Source organism: Marinobacterium aestuarii (assembly GCF_001651805.1).
GTDB lineage: Bacteria > Pseudomonadota > Gammaproteobacteria > Pseudomonadales > Balneatricaceae > Marinobacterium_A > Marinobacterium_A aestuarii.
In genome coordinates this window covers 4,193,479-4,215,283 of record NZ_CP015839.1, presented here as the reverse complement: position 1 = coordinate 4,215,283, position 21,805 = coordinate 4,193,479, and the positions used below count along the sequence as shown (strand labels likewise).

Annotated in this window: 23 protein-coding genes; 9 read left to right on the top strand and 14 right to left on the bottom strand. The window is 61.0% G+C overall.

Features of this window, described 5'->3' with window-relative positions; genetic code table 11:
• Positions 1–33: 33 nt before the first annotated feature.
• Together A8C75_RS18440 and A8C75_RS18435 are read right to left on the bottom strand one after the other, a co-directional pair.
• Positions 34–876: an SEL1-like repeat protein gene (locus tag A8C75_RS18440; protein WP_067385712.1), complete on the bottom strand. Its 843-nt coding sequence runs from the start codon at positions 874–876 to the stop codon at positions 34–36.
• Complete coding sequence (locus tag A8C75_RS18435; protein ID WP_067385710.1) at positions 861–1,247, bottom strand: hypothetical protein; 387 nt, start codon at positions 1,245–1,247, stop codon at positions 861–863. Before A8C75_RS18435 ends, A8C75_RS18440 begins: the two co-directional genes overlap by 16 nt.
• On the opposite strand from A8C75_RS18435, the gene A8C75_RS23690 reads away from it, so the two are divergent.
• Positions 1,246–1,449: a hypothetical protein gene (locus A8C75_RS23690; protein WP_157890327.1), complete on the top strand. Its 204-nt coding sequence runs from the start codon at positions 1,246–1,248 to the stop codon at positions 1,447–1,449. The two genes, A8C75_RS18435 and A8C75_RS23690, sit on opposite strands and share 2 nt — an antisense overlap.
• Positions 1,450–1,514: 65 nt before the next feature.
• Here A8C75_RS23690 and A8C75_RS18425 read toward each other — a convergent pair whose 3' ends face one another.
• The 6 genes from A8C75_RS18425 to A8C75_RS18400 form a co-directional block, all read right to left on the bottom strand.
• A complete protein-coding gene (locus A8C75_RS18425) occupies positions 1,515–2,351 on the bottom strand; it encodes a putative RNA methyltransferase (RefSeq protein WP_067385705.1) in 837 nt (278 codons plus the stop codon).
• A complete protein-coding gene (gene dapE / locus A8C75_RS18420; RefSeq protein ID WP_067385703.1) occupies positions 2,348–3,487 on the bottom strand; it encodes a succinyl-diaminopimelate desuccinylase in 1,140 nt (379 codons plus the stop codon). The genes A8C75_RS18425 and dapE overlap by 4 nt, the downstream gene beginning before the upstream one ends.
• A 105-nt stretch (positions 3,488–3,592) precedes the next feature.
• Complete coding sequence (gene dapD / locus A8C75_RS18415) at positions 3,593–4,624, bottom strand: 2,3,4,5-tetrahydropyridine-2,6-dicarboxylate N-succinyltransferase (protein ID WP_067385702.1); 1,032 nt, start codon at positions 4,622–4,624, stop codon at positions 3,593–3,595.
• A 44-nt stretch (positions 4,625–4,668) separates the two neighbouring features.
• Positions 4,669–5,016 carry an ArsC family reductase gene (locus A8C75_RS18410; RefSeq protein ID WP_067385699.1) on the bottom strand — a complete coding sequence of 116 codons (348 nt, stop codon included), beginning with the start codon at positions 5,014–5,016 and terminating at the stop codon, positions 4,669–4,671.
• 25 nt (positions 5,017–5,041) lie between these two features.
• Positions 5,042–6,244, bottom strand: coding sequence for a succinyldiaminopimelate transaminase (gene dapC, locus A8C75_RS18405; protein WP_067385697.1), 1,203 nt, complete (start codon positions 6,242–6,244; stop codon positions 5,042–5,044).
• A gap of 531 nt (positions 6,245–6,775) precedes the next feature.
• Positions 6,776–8,164 carry a class II fumarate hydratase gene (locus A8C75_RS18400; RefSeq protein WP_067385695.1) on the bottom strand — a complete coding sequence of 463 codons (1,389 nt, stop codon included), beginning with the start codon at positions 8,162–8,164 and terminating at the stop codon, positions 6,776–6,778.
• Between the two features lie 178 nt (positions 8,165–8,342).
• Here A8C75_RS18400 and A8C75_RS18395 point away from each other — a divergent pair, with 178 nt between their 5' ends.
• The 3 genes from A8C75_RS18395 to A8C75_RS18385 all read left to right on the top strand — a co-directional run bounded on the left by A8C75_RS18395 (position 8,343) and on the right by A8C75_RS18385 (position 10,729).
• Entirely contained in the window at positions 8,343–8,702 is a 360-nt protein-coding gene (locus A8C75_RS18395; RefSeq protein ID WP_067385693.1) for a PilZ domain-containing protein, read from the top strand.
• Positions 8,703–8,819: 117 nt separating this feature from the next.
• Complete coding sequence (locus tag A8C75_RS18390; protein ID WP_067385691.1) at positions 8,820–9,671, top strand: alpha/beta fold hydrolase; 852 nt, start codon at positions 8,820–8,822, stop codon at positions 9,669–9,671.
• Positions 9,672–9,721: 50 nt separating this feature from the next.
• The gene (locus A8C75_RS18385; RefSeq protein ID WP_067385688.1) at positions 9,722–10,729 is read left to right on the top strand and encodes a hypothetical protein; all 1,008 of its coding nucleotides are present in this window, start codon (positions 9,722–9,724) and stop codon (positions 10,727–10,729) included.
• Positions 10,730–10,778: 49 nt separating this feature from the next.
• Here A8C75_RS18385 and A8C75_RS18380 read toward each other — a convergent pair whose 3' ends face one another.
• From A8C75_RS18380 to A8C75_RS18370, 3 genes are read right to left on the bottom strand one after another with little or no spacing between them, the layout of a single operon-like run.
• Entirely contained in the window at positions 10,779–11,477 is a 699-nt protein-coding gene (locus A8C75_RS18380; protein ID WP_067385686.1) for a hypothetical protein, read from the bottom strand.
• A 7-nt stretch (positions 11,478–11,484) separates the two neighbouring features.
• A complete protein-coding gene (locus A8C75_RS18375; protein WP_067385684.1) occupies positions 11,485–14,244 on the bottom strand; it encodes a PqiB family protein in 2,760 nt (919 codons plus the stop codon).
• 55 nt (positions 14,245–14,299) lie between these two features.
• A complete protein-coding gene (locus A8C75_RS18370) occupies positions 14,300–15,586 on the bottom strand; it encodes a PqiA/YebS family transporter subunit (RefSeq protein WP_067385682.1) in 1,287 nt (428 codons plus the stop codon).
• Positions 15,587–15,866: 280 nt separating this feature from the next.
• Between A8C75_RS18370 and pdxH the strand changes: the two genes are divergently transcribed.
• Genes pdxH through A8C75_RS18350 form a run of 4 tightly spaced genes read left to right on the top strand, consistent with a single transcriptional unit; the run spans position 15,867 to position 18,338 of the window.
• Complete coding sequence (pdxH, locus tag A8C75_RS18365; protein WP_067385680.1) at positions 15,867–16,517, top strand: pyridoxamine 5'-phosphate oxidase; 651 nt, start codon at positions 15,867–15,869, stop codon at positions 16,515–16,517.
• A gap of 9 nt (positions 16,518–16,526) precedes the next feature.
• Complete coding sequence (locus A8C75_RS18360) at positions 16,527–17,204, top strand: alpha/beta hydrolase (RefSeq protein ID WP_067385678.1); 678 nt, start codon at positions 16,527–16,529, stop codon at positions 17,202–17,204.
• A gap of 4 nt (positions 17,205–17,208) precedes the next feature.
• Positions 17,209–17,685 carry an FKBP-type peptidyl-prolyl cis-trans isomerase gene (locus A8C75_RS18355; protein WP_067385676.1) on the top strand — a complete coding sequence of 159 codons (477 nt, stop codon included), beginning with the start codon at positions 17,209–17,211 and terminating at the stop codon, positions 17,683–17,685.
• Entirely contained in the window at positions 17,682–18,338 is a 657-nt protein-coding gene (locus tag A8C75_RS18350) for a GDSL-type esterase/lipase family protein (protein ID WP_084784148.1), read from the top strand. Before A8C75_RS18355 ends, A8C75_RS18350 begins: the two co-directional genes overlap by 4 nt.
• A gap of 96 nt (positions 18,339–18,434) precedes the next feature.
• On the opposite strand, the gene A8C75_RS18345 is transcribed toward A8C75_RS18350, so the two are convergent.
• The 3 genes from A8C75_RS18345 to A8C75_RS18335 all read right to left on the bottom strand — a co-directional run bounded on the left by A8C75_RS18345 (position 18,435) and on the right by A8C75_RS18335 (position 20,246).
• Positions 18,435–18,692, bottom strand: a complete 258-nt coding sequence (locus tag A8C75_RS18345) for a hypothetical protein (protein WP_067298141.1) — start codon at positions 18,690–18,692, stop codon at positions 18,435–18,437.
• A 540-nt stretch (positions 18,693–19,232) separates the two neighbouring features.
• Positions 19,233–19,847 (bottom strand): transglycosylase SLT domain-containing protein, encoded by a 615-nt coding sequence (locus A8C75_RS18340; protein ID WP_067385674.1) that lies wholly within the window; start codon positions 19,845–19,847, stop codon positions 19,233–19,235.
• 69 nt (positions 19,848–19,916) lie between these two features.
• Positions 19,917–20,246, bottom strand: a complete 330-nt coding sequence (locus A8C75_RS18335; RefSeq protein WP_067385671.1) for a DMT family transporter — start codon at positions 20,244–20,246, stop codon at positions 19,917–19,919.
• Between the two features lie 462 nt (positions 20,247–20,708).
• On the opposite strand from A8C75_RS18335, the gene A8C75_RS18330 reads away from it, so the two are divergent.
• On the top strand, positions 20,709–21,746 hold the full coding sequence (locus A8C75_RS18330) for a TRAP transporter substrate-binding protein (protein WP_067385669.1): 1,038 nt from the start codon (positions 20,709–20,711) through the stop codon (positions 21,744–21,746).
• The last annotated feature ends 59 nt before the right edge of the window (positions 21,747–21,805 follow it).

The following is a 21,805-nucleotide window of genomic DNA, read 5'->3' as shown; positions in this document are numbered from 1 at the left end:
TGTCAGACCAGGTTAGTTGTCAGAAGCCGCCGCTCAGTTGGAAAGGGCGCGCAGGCGCAGCATATCGGCATTGTCGGGTACACCGCCTGCGGGCAGGGAGTGGGCATTGCGAAATGCATCCAGCGCCCGGCTGCTGGCGGGTCCCCAGAGGCCATCGGCCGGGCCCGGGTTATAGCCCTGCTGTTTCAGCTGCAACTGGGTGTAGGTTGTACCGGCCAGGCCCAGGGGGCGTTTTTGGGCGGAGGTCGCACGGGAGCTGGCGTTTTGGCGCTGGGCCGGGCTGCTGTCCCGATAGAGCCTTGCCGTAACGGTTTGTATCAGCGGGTTGCTGTCATTGCGCCCGGCCTGGTCGGCCCAGTACCAGGCAAGACCCGCATCCGCCGGCACACCAATGCCGGCGCGATAGCAGACGGCCAGCTCCAGCATGGCCTGGGAATGCCCGTTTACGGCGGCCAGCCCCAGTAGCAGGGCGCCCCAGGCTCTGTCCTGGTCGACCCCCTTGCCATTGAGATACAACTTGCCCAGCTGGAAGGTCGCCGGCGTGTGGCCGCCGCGGTTGGCAATTTCGAGCCAGCGGGCGGCGCTGGCATCATCCGCTGCCACACCTCTGCCGGTCAGGTAGCCCATGCCCGCCATATAGGCGGCATCGGCCGAACCCAGGCGTGCAGCCTGCTTGAAAGCCTGCATGCCGCGGGCGTAATCCTGACTGACGCCAACGCCCTGGGTGTAGCTCAGGCCTTCGCGGTACTGTTGCTCGGCCCGCACCGGGTCTGCCGGCAGGGTGCCGACAGGCAGGGGCAGGACGGAGCAGCCCGCCAGTGTCAGCAGGGCTGCACAGAGCAGGGTTCGGGTGCTGGGTGCTACTCGGTACGCCATTGAATTTTCTCGGGTTGACCGGTGGTTATTTCCCACCATTCATCGGGATCCTGACCATTACTCCAGCCGGCGGCGATGCAGCGAACCTCGGTTTCAAGCGCGGCGAATGCATCCAGTGCACAGTCCAGATCTTTGCTCCAGGGTGTGCGGTCGGACTTGAACCAGACGCTGGTCCAGGCCTTGCCGACCACCTTCTGGTGGATCATCACTTCAACCGGGGCGGAGTCCATGGTGCAGCCGTACTCATAGATCAGGCCCTGATTGAAGCGCCTTTCGAGGCCGGAACTGTGGGATTTAATCCAGTTTTCCAGTTGCTCGAGGGAGCAGTTTTTGACGTAGATCTCGATATCGGGGTGGCGTGGATCAGTCATGGTTTCGGTCGTCGTTGAGGAATCGGTAAAGGCGCAGCAGGCTCAGGCTGATATAGCCAATGGCTGCCAGTATGCTGCCCGCAACACTGAGGATCAACCCGAGCAGCGCCAGCAGTTCCTGTTGCCAGGATGCGGCGAGCAGGAATTCGGCCATTACAATCAGGCCAATGCCGGGGGCGAAAAGGCCGAACCCGAGCAGTAAAAGTAGCAGGTTTTGTTGCGGCCTGTCTGCGCGGCGCAGTAGCCAGCGTTTTATGGCAGAGGCTGTCACAGGCGCTTGAGTACCGCGAGATTGACATCCAGCGTCAGCTCCAACTGTGCCAGTGCTGCCAGATCCGCCCGCGCCTGCGCCGCCAGACGCTGGCTGTGGGGCGTCATGCCGAGCAGTGTCTGGATGCTGTCGCTGTCGCTCAGGGTGAAGCGATACTGCACTGCCTGTTGCTGCTCCAGACTGAAATACTCGCTCAGCTGGCTTAGCGGGTCGTAGTCCGAGGGGCGGATGTCGGCATAGATATGCCGGCGCAGCTCAATCAGGTGTTGCTCGCCGGGCCAGGCCAGAAACAGCAGGCCGCCGGGCTTGAGCGCCTTTGCCATGGGTTCGGGCATCAGGCGGCTGAACAGCAACGTGATGGCGTCCAGCGAGGCTGGCGGCAGCGGCATGTCGGCGCCGGATGCCACCAGCCAGCGTGCCGTGCGGCTGCGCTGACAGGCGGCACGTACCGCATGTTTGGAGATATCCAGCCCGGTCAGGGCGATATCAATCCCGGCGGATTGCAGTGCCTGCTCCATGCGGGCGCTGTAGTAGCCTTCGCCACAGCCCAGATCCAGCAGCTCGACAGCCGTGCTCTGCCCGGCAAGGGCCTGGCTCAGCAGGCCGTTAATCTGGTCGGACAGCGGCGCATAGTGGCCCTGGTCCAGAAAGGCGCGTCTGGCCTGCACCATGGCGGTATTGTCACCGGGGTCCAGCGAGCGCTTGCGCTGGACCAGCAGCAGGTTCCAGTAGCCCTGGCGGGCCTGGTCGTAGCTGTGGCCATTGCTGCAGCGCAGCTGAGGTGGCTGCTCGTCGAGCGGCTGGCGGCACAGCGGGCAGGCGAGTTGCATCATTGGGCCAGCAATCGTGCCAGGATGTTTTCGTACAGGTCCGACAGCGTATCCAGGTCCTTGGCGCTGACACGTTCGTTCAGCTTGTGGATGGTGGCGTTACAGGGGCCCAGTTCCACTACCTGAGCGCCTGTGGGGGCGATAAAGCGGCCATCGGAGGTGCCGCCGGATGTCGACAGCTCTGTTTCCAGCCCGGTGATGGCCTGGATGGCCTGCTGGCAGGCTTCCACCAGATCGCCGGCGGCGGTCAGAAAGGGATTGCCGGACAGAATCCAGTCGATATCCCACTCAAGCTGGTGCTTGTCGAGGATATCCCGCACCCGTGCCTTGAGCTCGTCGCTGGTGACTTCGGTGGAGAAGCGGAAATTGAAGGCCACGTCCATATGCCCGGGGACCACGTTGGTGGCACCGGTGCCGGCGTTGATATTGGAAATCTGAAAGCTGGTGGGCGGGAAAAATTCATTGCCCTGATCCCAGACTTCAGCCGCCAGCTCCGCCAGTGCAGGGGCTGCCAGGTGGATCGGATTTTTCACCAGGTGCGGGTAGGCCACATGGCCCTGCACGCCCTGAACTTTCAGGCTGCCGCTGAGGGAGCCGCGACGGCCATTCTTGATCACATCGCCGACCTTGTGGGTGCTGGAGGGTTCGCCAACGATGCACCAGGTAATTTTTTCATTACGGGCTTCCAGGTGGTCGATTACCCGGGTGGTGCCGTTAATGAAGGGGCCTTCCTCGTCGCTGGTGATCAGCAGGGCGATGGAGCCCTTGTGATCCGGGTGGTTGTGGACAAAGCGCTCCAGTGCGGTGACAAAGGCGGCCAGGCTGCCTTTCATGTCTGCCGCACCGCGTCCGCACAGCATGCCTTCACTGATCTGCGGCTCAAACGGCGGGAACTGCCACTGTTCCACCGGGCCTGTGGGTACCACATCGGTATGGCCGGCAAAGCAGAGCAGGGGGCCCGTGTCGCCACGGCGCGCCCAGAAATTCAGGGTATCTTCGAAATGCAGGCGCTCGATTTTGAACCCAATGGCTTCAAGACGGGCAATCATCAGCTCCTGACAGCCCGCGTCCTCGGGGGTCACGGAGGCGCGGCTGATCAGGTCGCTGGCGAGCTGGAGGGTCGGTGACAGTTGGGTCATGGCAGTCTGGGTCCGGAATCGAAGGAGGATTGCATCAGGTCTGGCGCCGATGCACAGCCCCGGTGGTTAGAGTCTGACCACCGGGGCTGGCGTGCAAGGCGGGCCTTAGTTGTGCTTGTGCAGCTCGGCGTTGAGTTCGATGGCGCTCTTGTTGGTCTTGGCTTCGATGCGGCCGGTCAGTGAGTTGCGACGGAACAGCATGTCCGGCTTGCCGGCCAGTTCCGAGGCCTTGAGTACGGCGACTTCGTTGTTCTGGTCGTCCAGCAGGGCAACCTTGGAGCTGCCGGTCAGGTACAGGCCCGCTTCGATGGTGCAGCGGTCGCCCAGCGGCAGGCCGAGGCCGGCATTGGCGCCCAGCAGGCAGTTTTCGCCCACGGAAATCACCACGTTGTTACCGCCGGAGAGTGTACCCATGGTGGAGCAGCCGCCCCCCAGATCCGAACCATTACCGACCACGACGCCAGCCGAAATGCGGCCTTCAACCATGGAGACACCCAGGGTGCCGGCGTTGAAATTGATGAAGCCTTCGTGCATCACGGTAGTGCCTTCGCCCACATGGGCACCCAGGCGGATGCGCGCGGCATCACCCACGCGGATACCGGCCGGCACCACGTAGTTGGTCATCTTGGGGAATTTGTCGACGCAGTGCACATCCAGCACACGACCCTGAGCGCGGGCGGCCAGCTGGCGCTTGGGCAGCTCATCCAGGGCAATGGCGCCTTCGGTGGTCCAGGCGACGTTGGGCAGCTTACCGAACATGCCGGCCAGGTTGAGACCGTGGGGCTTGACCAGACGGTGGGACAGCAGGCTGAGCTTGAGGTACACCTCGGCGGTGGTGGCGGGCTCTGCGTCGGTTTCCAGAATGCAGAGGACCAGCGGCTGGCGCGAGCCTTCGAGAACTTCGACAATCTCGGCCTGGTCTTCGGCGTCCACCGACAGGAAGGCCGCTTCCAGGGCCTTGAGCTGGGACTGCTCGACTTCCAGCGTCTGGTTGCCGCCGGTGTAGCCCACGGCGCTGGCAACGGCCTTGATCAGCTCGGCCGAGGCGTTAAGCAGCGGGGCGTTGTAGTACACCTCCAGCCATTCACCGCTGGCGGATTTGGTGCCAATACCCAGGCCGAATGCAAAATTTGTCATGCTGTTACTCCGTAATCGTTTAAAAAATAATTTGGGGTGCGGGATCAGCCCTGCAGCCAGGTCGCGTAATCGGCGTCTTTGAAACCCAGATGCCGTGCCGTGCCGGTATCCAGCAACGGCCGCTTGATCATGGCCGGCTGCTGCAGCATCAGGCTGATGGCGCTGGCTTCATCGATACTGTTCTTGACGCTGTCCGGCTGGGTACGCCAGGTGGTGCCGCGCTTGTTCAGCAGCGCCTCCCAGCCCAGCTCCGCGGCCCAGCTTTCCAGCTGGGCGCGCTCCAGGCCATCGCTGCGGTAGTCGTGAAAGCGGTAGTCGATGCCGTTGCTTTCAAGCCACTTGCGGGCCTTCTTGATGGTGTCGCAGTTCTTGATTCCGTACAGGCTGATCATGCGGGCTCCGGTTTTCTTCAGGCGTTCAGGCGTTCAGGCTTTGGACGTAGGCACGGATACGCTGCGCCGCTTCAACACATTCCTCAACCGTGGCGACCAGTGCCATGCGCACAAAACCTGCGCCCGGCAGGCGGCCATCGGCTTCGCGGGACAGGTAGCGTCCCGGCAGCACGGTAACGTTCTGCTGCTCGAACAGGCCCTGGGCGAAACGGTCGTCTTCGATGGGCGTAGGCGCCCAGAGGTAGAAGCCGGCATCCGGCATGCGCACGTCCATCACCGGGGCGAGGATTTCGATGACCTTGCTGAACTTTTCGCGGTACTTGTCGCGGTTTTCCAGCACATGGGCTTCGTCCTTCCAGGCGGCGATGGAGGCCAGCTGATGCTGCACCGGCATGGAGCTGCCGTGGTAAGTGCGGTAGCTGAGGAAGGGCATCATCAGGGCGACATCACCGGCAATAAAGCCCGAGCGCAGGCCCGGCAGGTTGGAGCGCTTGGACAGACTGTGGAACACCACGCAGTTGCGGTAGTCGTCCCGGCCAAGCTCGGCACAGACCTGCAGCAGACCCACCGGTGGCTCGGCTTCGTCGAAGTAGATCTCGGAGTAGCACTCGTCCGAGGCGATGATGAAGTCGTACTCGTCCGACAGCGCAATCAGCTTGGTCAGCACGTCGCGACCGATCACGGTGCCGGTGGGGTTGCCCGGCGAGCACAGGAACAGCAGCTGGCAGCGCTGCCAGACGTCGGCGGAGATGGCGTCGAAGTCCGGAATGAAGTTGCGCTCGGCATCGCAGTTAAGAAACAGCGGCTCGGCGCCGGCCAGGTAGGCTGCACCCTCGTAGATCTGGTAGAAGGGGTTGGGCGACAGCACCAGGGCATCGGCCTTGCGTTCAACGGCAGCCTGGGTAAAGGCGAAGATGGCTTCGCGGGTGCCGTTCACCGGGATCACATTGCGCTCGGCGCTCAGGCTGCCGGCGGCAAGCTTGAAGCGGCGGCTGCACCAGTCGGCAATGGTCTGGCGCAGTTCCGGCAACCCGGCGGTGGTCGGGTAATTCGCCAGGTAGCCGATGTTGTCGGTCAGCGCCTTGGCCACGAAGGCCGGCGACGGGTGCTTGGGCTCGCCGATGGACAGGGCGATATGGGCCTTGTCGGCGGGCGGCGTGACCTGCGCCTTCAGGGTGGCCAGCTTTTCGAACGGGTAGGGCTGAAGCTTGTCGAGATCCCGATTCATGGCAAATAATGTCCCTGCTGCTGTTGCGGCTTTGGAGTGGGCCGGGCAATGGATTAAAAAATGGTACGGGATTATAGCGAATCTGGCCCCGGCGATTAAGCCCTGTATCGCCGGAAGTGGATTTCATCCTACGAGCTCCCCACCATTACCACCTATATATCAGAACGGCTCCGATCCCCCTTATGAAGCCGGCGAGCACTGAGGTCATTCGGCGATCAGGTCTGAAGGGGCGCAACAGGGACTGATGCGCCTGCGATGAGGTACATGGATGTACCGTCAGCGCAGCCCGCCGAATGATCTCAGAGCACAGCGAATAGGCTTCATCGGGGCGTGCTTTCTTTGCATACTTTCTTTGCACGGGCAAAGAAAGTATGTCGCCGAAAGGCGAAATGCAGGCTCGAAAAAATCAGCAGAGCTTCCGCCTACAAGCGCGATCCAGGACGCAGGACTCTAGCTTTTTTTCACTATTGCGGATCCCTGCGAAGGATGCTCCTCCTGTCCCGATTTGCCCTTGAACATCAGCACGCAATTTTAGCTTGAGCCCTGAATGCCCCCCTGGGTCAGGCGTGCGGGATCCAGCAGCTGCGCCAATTCATCGTGGCTCATGCCGGTGACCTCTGCCGCCACATCAACCACGGGGCGGCCCTGGGCGTAGGCCTGCTTGGCGATGGCGGCGGCCTTCTGGTAGCCGATGATGGGGTTCAGGGCCGTTACCAGGATAGGGTTACGCGCCAGCGCTGCACTGATGTTGCTCTCGTTGACCCTGAAGGTCGCAATCGCCTTGTCGGCCAGCTGGCGGGCGGCACTGGCCAGCAGCGTCTCGCTTTGCAGCAGGTTGTGGGCAATGAGGGGCAGCATGACGTTGAGCTCGAAGTTGCCGTGTTGCCCCCCCACAGTGATGGCGGCATCGTTGCCGATAACCTGGGCGGCGACCATCATCACGGCTTCCGGAATCACCGGGTTGACCTTGCCGGGCATGATAGATGAACCGGGTTGTAGCGCCTGCAACTCAATCTCGCCCAGACCCGCCAGCGGGCCCGAGTTCATCCAGCGCAGGTCATTGGCGATTTTCAGCAGCGCACAGGCCAGCGCCTTGAGCTGGCCGGACACTTCCACCGCCGTGTCCTGGCAGGCAAGGGCGCAGAAGAGGTTGTCGGCCGGTTGCAGCGTCAGGCCGGAGAGCGCGCTGATATTTTGCGCAAAACGGGCGCTGAAGTCCGGGTGCACGTTAATGCCGGTGCCCACGGCCGAGCCGCCCTGGGCGAGCTGGTGCAGGCGTGGACGGCTGGCCTCCAGCCTTCGAATCGCCAGCTGTATCTGCCCCGACCAGCCCGACATCGACTGCGACAGTTGCACCGGCATGGCGTCCATCAGATGGGTGCGTCCGGTCTTGATCAGGCCTTCCAGGCTGTGCGCCTTGCTGTCGATGCTGACCTGCAGGTGGTGCAGGGCCGGCAGCAGGGATTCATCCAGCACCATAGCGGCGCTCAGGTGAATGGCGGTAGGAATCACGTCATTGGAGCTTTGCCCCATGTTGACATGATCGTTGGGGTCCACGGGCTGTGCGCAGTAGCCACTCGCAAGATGGGCGATGACTTCATTGGCATTCATGTTGGAGCTGGTGCCTGAGCCGGTCTGGAATACATCCACCGGGAACTGCTGCAGATGCTTGCCGGTGGCAATTTCCATGGCGGCCTGGCGTATGGCGGAGCCGATTTCGGCGTTCAGCAGCCTCAGCTCGACGTTGCTCTGGGCGGCGGCGGCCTTGATCAGCCCGAGGGCGCGAATAAAGGGCTCGGGCAGGGTCAGGCCGCTGATCGGAAAGTTATCCACAGCGCGCTGGGTCTGGGCGCCGTAGAGGGCGTCGGCCGGCACCTGCAGTGTGCCCATGCTGTCTTGCTCAGAACGGAACTGGCTCATGGAAGGTCTCCTTGCTGATGTACCGGATGCTGATGATACCGGGTGGGTCGATCATGTGCTGCGGCAGGCGCTGCTGCTATACCTAACTATAGTGCGCGCTCTGGTTCGCGTTATAGTTCGTGGGCCAAGCGTCCGCTGAGATGAGGGCGCGGGATTGAAGACCACAGAGGATAGCACCATGAATGTTGATATGCGGCTGCACCCCAGGGTGGAGGTGGATTTGCCAGCGGAGCTGGAACCTTTTCGCGGCGACTGTCTGGATGTGCGGGTGATTCACCTGAGTCTCAGCGGGGTGCTGGTCGAAGGCAATGCCGAACTGGAGGCCCTGCTGGGCGCCCGTCCAGGTGTAGCAGCCGGTGCACCGCTGGAGCTGAACCTGCATTTCGGACTGGAACAGGAGTCCGTGCACTGCCATTGCCGAATGATCCACAGCCGGCGCCTGGCGCAGGACAGGTTTCAGGTCGGCATGAAAATTCTCAGTATCCCTAACGCGAGTCAGGGCCTTCTGAGTCGCTACATCGCGGCGCAGATGAACTGAGATGTTGCTGTCATTGGGATCATGCTAACGTAATCCGACGTCGATCTTTGCGATCATGCACAGTGACCATGGAGGCCCTGTACGCACAGGCCCTGGTCGGCACGGGAGAAACAGGCAATGCGGACAGGATCAATCAAGGCGCTGAGTGGCACAGGTTTTCATCGGCTGGTGTATCACGAGTGGGGCAGTGCCGAAAACGACCGTGTGGTGGTCTGTGTTCATGGCCTGGCCCGCAACAGCCGTGATTTTGACGACCTGGCACAGGCGCTGGCGCGGGACTATCGCGTGGTGTGCCCCGATATCGCAGGACGAGGCCACAGTGACTGGCTGAATCCGCCGGCGGCCTATCAGATTCCACAGTACATGAACGACATGGTGACCCTGCTGGCACGGCTGGATGTCGACAAGGTCGACTGGGTCGGCACCTCCATGGGTGGCCTGATCGGTATCTGCCTGGCGGCATTGCCCAACAGCCCCATTCGCTCGCTGCTGCTGAATGACATAGGCCCCTTTGTCCCCAGCGCGGCCCTGCAGCGCATCGCCGCCTATCTGGAAGATCGCCGTTTCGACAGCATCGAAGCCTGTGAGGCCTGGCTGCGCCAAACCTATCCGGCGCTGGGTCACCTCAGTGCCAGCCAGTGGCGTCGCCTGGCACAGACCGGCAGCCGGGTACTGGCGGATGGCTCCCTGGCACTGCACTATGATCCTGCCATCGCCGAGAACCTGCGCCTGAACAGCGACGAGGATGTGGACTTGTGGGTGCTGTGGCAGCAGATCGCCTGTCCGCAGATGCTCATCTGGGGCGAGGAGTCGGATGTGCTGCTGGCCGATACGGTGGCGCGCATGGGGGCGGTGAATCCTGCCATGCAGCTGCTCAGTCTGCCGGGCATTGGTCATGCGCCGTCGCTGATGGACAGCCAGCAGATCGAGGCCGTGGTGGCCTGGCTGCGCACCCATCAGCATCTGTGAAGCCCAGGTTCAAGCCGTTACCCTGTCCCCCTGTTGCAAGTGGAGTCTGAATGAGTGTGCTCACCCGCTGGCCCGAGGATCAGCTGTGCCTGAGTGCGGTGCAGCGCCAGCATGCGGTGCAGGCGTTGCAACGTGCCTTTGCCGCCACCCTGGCATCGCTCAAGGTGGATATCGGCCTGGTGGAGATGTTTGAGGCCATCTATGTGCCGCTGGCCGCCTGGATTCTGTGTCATCACCGGCGCCAGGGCGCGCCGCTGGTGGTCGGGCTCAACGGTGCCCAGGGCGCGGGCAAGTCCACCCTCTCTACCTTGCTGGATATCACCTTGAGCGAAGGTTTTGGCCTGCGCGTGGCGAGTTTTTCCATTGACGACCTGTATAAAACCAGGGCTGAGCGCGAGCAGTTGGGCGCCGAGGTTCATCCCTTGCTGCAAACCCGGGGTGTGCCCGGCAGCCATGACGTGCAGCTGGGCATCGAGTTGCTGCAGGCACTCAAGCGCGGGGAGCACAATGCCGCGACCCGCATACCGGTGTTCGACAAATCCACCGATGACCGCTGTCCGGTGTCCGTCTGGCGCGAGTGGTCGGGCGGTGCCGATGTGGTGCTGCTGGAGGGCTGGTGCGTCGGCGCCCGGGCCCAGCACGATGCGGCCCTGCAGCAACCAATCAACGCGCTGGAACGGCTGGAAGATCCGCAGGGCACCTGGCGCCGTTACGTCAATGAGCAACTCAAGGGGCCCTACGCCGAGCTGTTTGCGCTGGTGGACGTACTGCTGATGCTCAAGGTGCCAAGCATGGAGGCGGTGTACGAATGGCGCTCGCTACAGGAGAAAAAACTGGCCGAACGCATGCAGTTTCTGCGCGAGGCCGGCGAGTCACAGGGGCATCTGCGGATTATGGGCGACGCCGAAATTCAGCGCTTTATCCAGCATTACGAGCGCCTCACAAGGGCCATGCTGGATGAGATGCCGGCGCGCGCCGATGTCACGCTACACCTGAACGACAACCACAAAATCTGCGATATCAGCATTAACCGCCCGTTGGTCGACTGCGGCGATTGAATCCGCCGGCGGCCTGCCATCTATCATGGCTGTCAAGGACGCCGCCGTGTCAGATGGGTAGCAGTACCGTAGACGTCATGCCGTGCAGCACCTTGTTGATGGTGCGGTTCTGGGTATCGGCGACGATGCGCGCCATCATGTCCTGTAAGGCAATCAGCTTGCCAAAGGTGCGGGCAAAGCTCAGGTTGCCCACACCCACCTCGCTTAAACCGTTGCTGTACAGAAAGGGCTCGCTATTGGCCTGGCGGGCGCTATTCAGTTGCCAGGCTATTTTCTCGAGGTTGCGGGCGCTGTTGTAGAGTTTCTGCTGGTCGATTTCATCCAGCAGGAAAAACTCGTCCTGGCCGTTATAGGCGCTGTGGATCATGCCGCTGATGCCCACCATCAGGGCCAGTACGCGGTCGCCCTCAAAGGCGGGATCAAAGGCCAGCGGCACGGCATGGATGCCGTAGCGGTTGTTCAGTTCGTTGAAACGGGTCTTGCGGGGAGATTCGAACAGCTGGTACATGCGCTGGGCGATCGTGGTGCCGGGGGGCGCCTTGGCGAGTTCGCGGGGATTGCGCCGGTAGAGTTTTAGCATCAGCTCGCGACTGAGGCGATTGACCTCGGCGATATGGGCATCGGTGACCATGTCGATATCCGACTTGGCCAGATTGCGCATCTGGAACGGGCGCTCCTGCTGTGGTGTGGCACAGGCACTGAGTAGCAGTGCCAGCAGCAGCGTCAGTAGAATGGGCGATCGCTTCATGGTGTCATTATCCGTTTTCCAGCTCGAGTTTAGTCAGATCGCCGGAGGCCGGCAAATGCGGCTGTGCCGCGGACGTCTCCGGCGCTGCTGCGTGGGGCGGCGCTGTCTCGTTGTCCCGGTGCTGTTTGGTTGCGTCGGGCTTTTGTTTCAGTAGCCTGTAACGGCTGCCGTTGAGGGCTCGCTCGCCCTCAGGCGGAGACTGGAAGGCGATACCCCCGCCCACCAGACTTTCCAGCGAGTCGCCGTCGATCTTGAATCCCCGGGTGAAACTGAATTCGGCGCTGAAGCCGCTGATATTCCAGAACTGGCTGCCCTGGCGCACCAGGTGAGCATGTTCGGCCTTGATATGGGCGAAGATATCCACCGACTGGCCATCGCCGGTGAGTCTGAAGCCGGTGACTTCCCCTACGGGTACCTGGCGGTAAAACACCCGACTGCCTTTTTCCAGGGTACCGAGCTGATCGGCATTAAGCACCAGGTTGAGACCGTAGCCCCGGGCGCCTTCGGGGGCGCTGGCGGAGGCGACAAAATACTGGCTCGGGTCTGCATCGGCGGGGCCGGCGCTGACTTCAACATGGTTGCCGAAGAGGATATCCGCCGGGTTGCTGATGGCGGAGAGCCGCACTTCGGGCTGCTCTATCCAGAAGCGACTGCCCTTGCGGGCCAGAAAGTGACCTTCGCTGAACAGCACGGCGGTGGCGTCTATGGTGCCCTGGGCATCGTACAGCCTGACCTGTTCGATGCGCCCCACAGTGAGGCCGCGGTAACGAATGAAGGCGCCGGCTGAAAGCGCGCGGTCGGGCGGGAACAGAATGCGTATCTCCAGCCCCTGCTCGACACTGCGCGCCTGGTCTGAATACAACTGAAAGCGCTGTGTGGCGCCGATGGCGACGCCGCCGTCGGGGGTATCAAAGGCAATGCCGCCGGTGACCAGGCTGGCGAGAGAGTCGGTTTTTACCTTCAGGCCCTGCTGCAGGTTAAAGTCCGCTGACACGCCGCTGGCGTTCCAGAAGCGCGAGGCGGTGGTAATCAGGTCGCGGTAGGGCTTGTCGATGAGCAGTTCAATTTCAACACTGTCTGCTGCAGGCAGCAGGCGATAGTGACTGACACGCCCGACGTTCAGCTGCCGGTACAACACTGGGGATCCCACGGCGATGGAGCCCAGGCTCTCGGCCTCCAGCTTTACCGTCAGCTTGTCGGCGCGCTGGGCATAGAGCAGCTTGCCCTGGCCGGAGGCCGTATCGAAATCGCTGTACAGCGTGAAGCGCTGGCCGGGCTTGGCGGCGCGGGCTTCACGCACATCGGGTGTGAAGAAGCTGATACCGCCATTGACCAGGGTATGCAGGGACTCGGTTTGCACTTTCACGCCCTCCAGACCCGCGGCAAAGCGAATGCCGCTGCTATTCCAGAAACGGCTGTGGCTCGCCACCAGGTCACGGTACTGCTCGCGGATCACGCCGTGGATCAGTACCTGCTGGCCCTTGTCGATCAGCTCATAGCCCACCACTTCCCCTACCGGCAGCTGGCGAAACAGTATGGGTGAGCCGCGGGAAATGGAGCCCAGCTGGTCGCTGGTCAACTCCACCGCCAGGCCTCCCTGCACCGTTGCCCGCAGAGGGGCTGAATCCAGCGCGGTAAAGCTGAATTGCTCGTTGCCGGTACCGGGCTCCAGATTGATATAGCTGCCTTTCACCAGTTTGCGCCAGTCGCCCAGGCTATCCAGTGTCAGTTCGGGGCGTTCGAGCCAGAAGCGGGTGCCGCTGCGCAGCAGGTTGCGGGCGCGGGGATCGATCAGCAACTGTACGCGCAGCTGGCTGAAATCGTCGCTCAGCTGCAGGCTGCGGATACGGCCGATGCGAATGCCCTGGCTCATGACGTCGGTGTTTTCGCTGATGGCCGTGGTGCCGGGAAACAGCAGTTCCACTTCTATGCCATTCTCCGCCGCCTCAAAGTCGGAATAGAGCTTGAACTGATCGCCGCTGCTGGCCTGGGGGGATTCGTAGTCGGCGTTGCTAAAGTGAATACCGCCGGCAATGATGGCTGCCAGCGAGCCGATGCGAATATCCACCTTGGGCAGATCCGCCTTCACCTGGATGCCGCTGGCGTTCCAGAAGCGGGAGTTCTTTTTCACCAGATAGGTGTAGCGCGGCTCTATATAGACATCGAGCTGGACGTCATCGGCCTCACCGGACAACCGGTAGTCCACCACCTCGCCGACATTGATGTGGCGGTAGTAGATGCGCGAGCCGCGGTTGATGGATTCGGCGCTGTCGGCGAACAGGGTGATATAGAGGCCATCGTCGTTCTTGTCCGGTGGCGGCAGATCGTTGCGGGCACGGAAAAAGCGCGCCGGTATGCCTTCGCCGGGCTTGATGCCGATGTAGTAACCCGACAGCAGGGTTTCGAGGCCGCGTACACCGGACAGCGACACCTGGGGTTTGACCAGCCAGAACTCGGTGCCCTCGCGCAGCAGCTGCTCAGCCTCGGGTGCGACCTCGATAATGGCGGTGACGGTCTTGAGGTCTTCGTTCAGACGCAGGGATTTCAGGGTGCCGCCGGGCAGGCCCTTGTACAGCAGCTTGGTCTTGTTGATTTCGAGCCCTTCGGCCGAGTCGAACACCACCTCGATCTGGATGCCGGCCTCGCGGTAGCTCTTGTATACCAGCCAGCCGGCGATCAGCGCCGCCAGCAATGGCAGTATCCACACGGCCGAGGGGCCGCGGTGGCGGCGAACGACGGCGGGCGTGGCGGGTGTAGCGTCGGTCATTGTACAGCCTCAATAGGGGTGTCGGTGCCAGGCTTAGTGTCGTGTCGGCTTTGTATCATGATCGCGGTGGCTCGCAAACGTCAGTTGTGGGCGGACTTTGGTCGCCGGTTGCATTTTCCAGGTGACGATCCCAGATCAGTCTTGTATCAAATTTCTGCGCCGCCATCATGGTGCAGATGACCACCGCGGCAAAGGCCGTGGCGCCGTGGTTGCCGATGATATGGGTCAGATTGCCCAGCTGCACCAGCGCCACCAGGATGCCGACGACAAAGATGTCCAGCATGGACCAGCGTCCGACCCACTCGACAAAACGGAACATGAGCATTTTCTGGCGCAGGTTGGTGGTCCAGCCAAGCTGCACGCTGAGTAGCAGAATGAGCATGCCGATCAATTTGCCGACGGGAATAACCACGCTGGCGACCAGTACCACCAGGGCGATCCAGAACAGGCCGTGCTGGGTCAGTTCGATCACGCCCTCGATAATGGTGCTCGGGTCGCCGCGGCCCAGGGTGCGAATGGTCATGATCGGCAGCAGGTTGGCCGGTAGCAGCAGAAACAGGGCAGAGGCCAGCAGCGCCCAGGTCCAGTTCAGGGAGTTGGGGGTGCGGGCATGCAGTTTGGCGTGGCAGCGCGGGCAGGGCGTGCCTTCCAGCGCCGGCGGACACAGCAGACTGCAGTCGTGACAGCAGATGGGGGCGGCAGCGGTTGCGTCATGCTGGCTGTAGTCGGGTTGCGGGTGCGACTGGCGTTCGCCAATCAGCTGCCAGAACAGATCCTTGTTGAGCAGGGTGGAGCTGAGCAGGGTCACCAGAATCAGCGCTACCAGGCTGTAGAGGCCAAGGCCGGGTTGAATGGCGGCAACATCAACCAGCTTGACCACCGACACCGCAATGCCGAGCAGATAGACTTCCAGCATGCCCCACTCGTCCAGGTGCTGGTAGCTGCGCAGCGCCAGCGCCGTACCGCGCCAGAATTGGCGCCCGTGCAGTGAGGCACTGACGTAGAGCAGCAGCAGCAGCTTGACCAGCGGCACCAGGATAACAAACAGCAGAATCAGCAGCGCCACCAGCCAGAGACCATCTTTGTACAGCGACATGGCGCTGGAAAACATCGTCTGGTTCTGGCGAATGCCGACGGCTTCCAGTGTCAGCAGCGGATACAGATTGGCTGGCACGAACAGAATCAGCCCGGCGATAGCCAGGGCCAGGGTGCGCTCGATGCTGTTAACGCTGCGAGCTATCAGGGTAGAGCCGCAGCGTGGGCACTGCGCCACGCTGCCAGGCGGCACCTCGGGCCGGGTCAGCAGCAGATCGCAGTCGTGACAGGCGATCATGTTTTCCATGGTATGAGTCTGTGTCTCCGTGAGATCGCTGTGTGTTGTCGCGCATCAGAGGCCCGGCAACAGCAAAGGTTCCAGTATGCCAGATTCCCTCCCGCTGCCCAGCGCCCGTTCTCTACAGGATGGCACTAAATTGTGGCAGCTATCATCTTTGCCTTGGCGCAAACCTTCGCCTATAGGCCCGTTTGAGCCCTTGTGCCTTGAGCCTGATCCGCTATAGTGCTGCGCTTGTGATTATCAGGCCTGCGCCTGCCGGCACGCGGGCGCGACACAGGGGATTTGCATGACCGACAATACAGGTGACTACAAGGCGCTGCGGCGGGAATATCAGGCCCAGGCGCTGGAGAGGGCGGATCTTGCGGCCGATCCGGTGGAGCAGTTTGGGCGCTGGCTGAGTGAAATCCGCGTGCTGATGCCCACGGATGCGACCTCCATGACCCTGGCGACGGCTGATGCCACCGGCATGCCGTCGGCGCGTATAGTGCTGCTAAAGCATTTCGATGCCGAGGGTTTCTGCTGGTACAGCGACTACCGCAGCCACAAGGGACAGGATCTGGTCGAGAACCCGCAGGCCGAGCTGATGTTCTACTGGCCGCTGCTGGAGCGTCAGGTGCGCATCTGTGGCGTGGTTGAGCGCCTGCCGGACGCCTCGGCCCAGAGTTATTTTGCCGCGCGCCCGCTGGGCAGTCGCCTCAGTGCCGCAGCGTCGCAGCAGAGTGCGGTGGTCGATAGCCGCGCGACGCTGGAGCAGCGGGTCGAGGCCTTGCGTGCTCAGCACCCCGATGGGCAGGTGCCCAAGCCCGCACAGTGGGGCGGTTATCGTCTTCAGCCCCTGGCCTTTGAGTTCTGGCAGGGCCGCGAAAGCCGGCTGCACGACCGCATGCGGTACCGCTTGCAGGACGCTGCCTGGATCATCGAACGACTTCAGCCCTGAGGATTGACCATGACGACCTATCTGCCCTGCCAAAGCCGCGAACCCGAAGGCCCGGTGCGTGCCAGCGTGATCTGGCTGCACGGCCTGGGTGCCGATGGCGGTGACTTTGTGCCCGTGGTGCCCTATCTCGAATTGCCCGCCGATGCCGGCGTACGCTTCGTGTTTCCCAATGCGCCGGTGCGTCCGGTGACGGTTAACGGTGGCATGCGCATGCCGGCCTGGTACGACATTCTGGAAATGAATATCGACCGCAAGATCGATCAGGCCTCGCTGGATGTTTCGGCGCAGCAGATCGGGGACCTGATCGAGCGGGAAATCGCCTGCGGTGTACCGAGTGAGCGCATCTTTCTGTTCGGCTTTTCCCAGGGCGGCGCCGTGGCCTACCACACAGCACTGCGCTATCCGAAAAAGCTCGGCGGTGTGGCGGCACTGTCGACCTACCTGGCCACGGCCGATCGCATGGCCGCCGAGATGGATGCCGTTAACGCCGAGCTGCCGATTCTGATCTGCCATGGCAGCCAGGACGACGTGGTGCCGCTGCAGCTCGGGCAGCGCGCCCGTGAAGCGTTGCAGGGCCTTGGTCTGGCACCGCAATGGCACGACTACCCCATGGCCCACGAAGTCTGCCTGCCCGAGCTGCAGCAGCTGGGCACCTGGTTGACACAGCATTTGTCTGAAGAGGAATAAACCCATGAAAGTGGCCGAAAATACCGTTGTCAGTTTTCATTACCGCCTGTTCGATGACGACGGCGTGCTGGAAGTGGATACCCGTGACGGCGATGCCCTGCCATACCTGCACGGGCACGCCAATATTATTGCCGGGCTGGAGCAGGCCATGGCGGGACATGAGGCCGGTGAGACCCTGCGGTTGAAAGTTGCGCCGCAGCTGGGCTACGGCCTCTATGACGATGACAAGGTGCGCACTCTGGAGCCTTCCTTCTTCGCGGGCCTGGAGGATTTTGGCATCGGCTTTAGCTGTCAGCTGGAAGATGACGAAGGCACGCTGGAGTTGGCCACAGTAGTGGATATCGATGATGAGGGCGTTACCGTCGATAGCAATCACCCCTATGCCGGCCGCACCCTGGATTTCGAAATCGAGATCGTCACAGTGCGCGCCGCGACTGAGGCGGAGATCGCCAGGGGACGGCTGGAAGAGACCGCCGCATGAGTCGGCTGCTGCGGGCTACATCGCTTGCAGCGCCCTGGCTGCGCCGACCGGCAGGGGGCGTCTTCTGGCTACTGTGTCTTGGCGTGCTGCTGGCGGGCTGCAGCCGGGAGCCGGAGTTGCCGTACTTTGCCCCCGGCACCCGGGTGCTGGCCTTTGGCGACAGCCTGACTTTTGGTACTGGCGCTACGTCCGATCAAAGCTATCCTGCGCGTGTGGCCGAGGCGACGGGCTGGGATCTGCTTAACGCAGGTGTGCCTGGAGAGCTTGCCGAAGACGGCTTGGTGCGCTTGCAGTCATTGCTGCAGCAAGATTCTGTTGCATTGGTGTTGCTGTGTCATGGCGGCAACAACCTGTTGCGCGGGCAGCCTGAGGAGCCTATCCGTAGCCAGCTGGCCGGCATGATCGAGCTGGCACAGGCGCAGGGCGCTCAGGTGGTCTTGCTGGGGGTGCCCAAACCGACACTGCTGGTGCGAACCGCGGGTTTCTACGCCGATCTGGCTGAAGAGTATGGCCTGGTGTATCTGCCCGACGCCATCGCTGAGGCTCTGTCTGATCCTGCGCTCAAGTCCGATCAGATCCATCCCAATGCAGCGGGCTACGCCGCTATCGCGGATCAGCTGGTGGCGCTGTTGCGCGACTCAGGCGCTCTGTAGGGCTCTCAGGCGTCGCTGAACCACCCTCGGTGCCAGGGCGACTCCACAGTATTTTCAGGCGTTAGGTGACAATAGTCGGCGGTGCAATGCCGCTGACTACATCTTTTCACGCCACTTTAAATCCCCAATCTGCACATTCAGCCATTCAAAGCCGATGCGCCGGGCTACGGCCGCCGCGCCATCCAGGCTCTTGAATTCACGTTCGGACTTGCTGCGCTGCAGATCCAGCGTCACCACCTCATTGTCCTTGGCGACAAATTTGAGCGTCCAGCCCCGGGCCATCGAGACCGGAATCGCCTGGCAGGAATCGAATACGCCCGCCTTGAAAAGAAGTTTTATCTCTCTTTCCTGCATTCTCTTAATTCCTATTTGATTAATCATTTATTGATTAGTGATAATTATATATACCTAAATGATTTATCGCAATTTTAAGGCGCTGTTAGGAAGCTTTTAAATTATTGTTTTTAAAAGGTTTTTAAATTATTTTCAGGGTTTGTTTGTCGTTGTCGAATGGGTCTTGTAAGTAATTGATTTATATAAATAAAATAAAAATAATAAAAACAGGCCTTTAGAACTTAAATGCATATATAGACTCATCAATTTAATATTTTTGATTAATCGTAATAATAATTTTGATTTATTGCCGTGTTGAAACAACGCAGCTACCCGCACAGGGGGGGGGGGCTCAAGGGACAGGCTGGGCGAAAGGACGGAAAACGCAGGCGCAATAGCAGGGGTATCAGGGGTATCAGGGGTATCAAGGGCAATAGAGGGAAAAGACGAAAAGGGGCCTGCACAGCCGGCCAGAAGGCGTTAGCCAGGTTCTGTATATGACGGGGTTGCCGCTAAGGCAGAAGGATAAGTATCGCTAGGGTACATACGGCCGGGTCTGGGCTACCAGAACCAGCCGCTAGTGCTGAGGTTGTCTTTGCACTGATTGTACTGGCTGGCATAGCGCTTGGAGCGCTGGTCGACCTTGTTGGCGACGCCGATCAGCCAGGCTTTGCGGTTGTAACTGCCACTGCGGTAACCGCCCCAGCCTTCGTGATAGGCCAGATACTGGTTGCGGGCATCCCACTTGGAAACACCGGTCTGTGACTGGGTTTTATGGGTATACCAGCCGACAAAGTCGATGGCATCGGCAAAATCATCCCGGGACGACCAGCCATTGTTGCTTTCCCGTTGATAATCGCTCCAGGTGCTGGTCTTGGCCTGGCTGTAGCCATAGGCGGAGCTGGCCCGGCCGTAGGGGACCAGACCGAGGAACCAGCGCATGGGCGGGCGGGCATCATGCCGAAAGCCGGATTCCTGGTACATGATGGCCATGGGTACATGCACCGGCGTGCCCCAGCGCTTGTTCATGTCTAGCGCGGCGGCGTACCAGTCAGTTTTTTCTTCGAAAATGGCGCACAGGTTATCGGGCTTGCGGGGCGGTGAGCTGCTGCAGCCGGCCAGAAGCGAGGCTGCGATCAGGCTGCACAGGGTGAGTTGTCTGGATGTCCGTGGCATTGGGCAGCCTTTGTCAGATGCTGATTGCTGCTAGAGATTACCAGATTATTCAGCGGCTTACCGGTTGCATCAGTGGCCGGACATGTTGGAAAACAGGTTCAGCACCATCACGCCTGACAGAATCAGGCCTATACCCAGTACTGCGGGCCAGTCGAGGCGTTGCTGATACAGGAACCAGGCGACAATGGTGACCAGCACCACCCCCACACCGGACCAAACCGCATAGGCAATGCCGACGGGCAGGGTACGCAGGGTTAGCGACAGGCACAGAAACGATATTCCATAGGCGATGACGACCAGCACCGAGGGGCCTGGGCGGGTGAAACCGTCGGCCGCCTTGAGCGCCGAAGTACCTATGACCTCGGCAATAATGGCAATTATCAGATAGAACCAGTGCATTGCGATCCTCGCCCACTGAAAAGGTTTTTATGGGTGTACGGCCCAGGCCGCCTGCAGGCTATTGAACCCGGCTGCCGGTAACAGGACAGGGGATACAGAAGCCAGTAAATAGAATCTGTCGGGCACTGTTAAGGCAGCTGTTTCCTGTGCGCGTGCGGCGCCGGACCTGCGACGCGGCCTGCATGCTACACCTGCACCTTTGTGTTCTGCAAATGCACAATCGTGGTGCAGCCCTAACAGGGCTGTAAGTCTTCGTCTGCTATCACACCAGTGTGTGAAGGTATTAAATTCATTTAAAACAATAAGTTATTATATCATGTAATTCATTATTCATAATTGGTATAGGCTTTGCTCTGTTCCCTGGCAGTCACGCAGACCGGCACAGGAGGTACAGCCGGGCTGCGTCAACAGAGTTGCTGTCGTACAGATGGCAGTACTTTTACGCATGCAGGGGACCGGACTATGAAAAAGACAGTTATCAGCGCCGCTCTGGCCGTTGGCCTCGCTACTACACCGGTGTGGGCGAGCGAAATCATTGAACTCAAGGTGCTGGGCCAGCCGGGGGCGACCGGGTTGATTCAGCAGGAAAAGGAAAAGCCGTTTTTTGAAAACCTCGCCCAAAGTACCGGGCTGCCACTGGAGGTGAATTTCAAGCCCCTCGATACCACCGGTATCAAGGATGTGGAGGAGTTGCGCACGCTCAAGTCCGGCTTGTTTGACATAGTTTCACTGCGATTTTCCCAGGTATCGCGGGACGAACCGACGATTCTCGGGCTTGATCTGGTCGGGCTGAACCCGACTTATGAAGCCGGACTTGCCACCACCAAGGCGTTTGGCCCTGTGGTGGATGCGCGCTTGCAGGAGCGCTTCAACACCAAATTGCTGGGCATCTGGCCCTTTGGCCCCCAGGTGCTGTTCTGCAATTCGCCTATCACTCAGCTGACTGATATCAAGGGATTGAAGGTGCGGGTCTATGACCAGAACCTGGCGGCGGTGATCGATTCGGTGGGCGGGATTCCGGTGCCGTTGAGTTTTGGCGAGGTACACCAGAGCCTGGCGCTGGGTGTGGTGGACTGCGCCATCACGGGCCCTAGCTCGGCCAACTCAGCCGGCTGGCCTGAAGTGACAACCCATGTCTTGCCGCTGGGTTTCCAGATGGCGATCAATGGCTATGGCGTCAACCTGAACAGCTGGAGCAAGCTCAACGCCGAACAGCAGGGCACGCTGGAGCAGGCGTTCAGCACTCTGACCGATGATATCTGGCAGTACTCCGAAGAGCTGTTTGAAGATGCCAAGCGCTGCAATGTCGGTCAGGAGCCTTGCCTGTACAACAACAAGTTCGATCTGGTCGAAGTGCCAGTAACGGCCGCGGACATTGCTTTGGTGAAGGATGCTGTGAAGGCCATTTCCTACCCAACCTGGGCCGAAATTTGTGATCAGTCCAACCCTGAATGCTCCAGCGACTGGCGTGCAGCGCTCGGTGCCAGAGTCGGGTTTTAGCCACAGGCGGTTTGCAGCCGAGGCGGCGTGGATGCATTAACGTCACCTCAGCTGCAGCC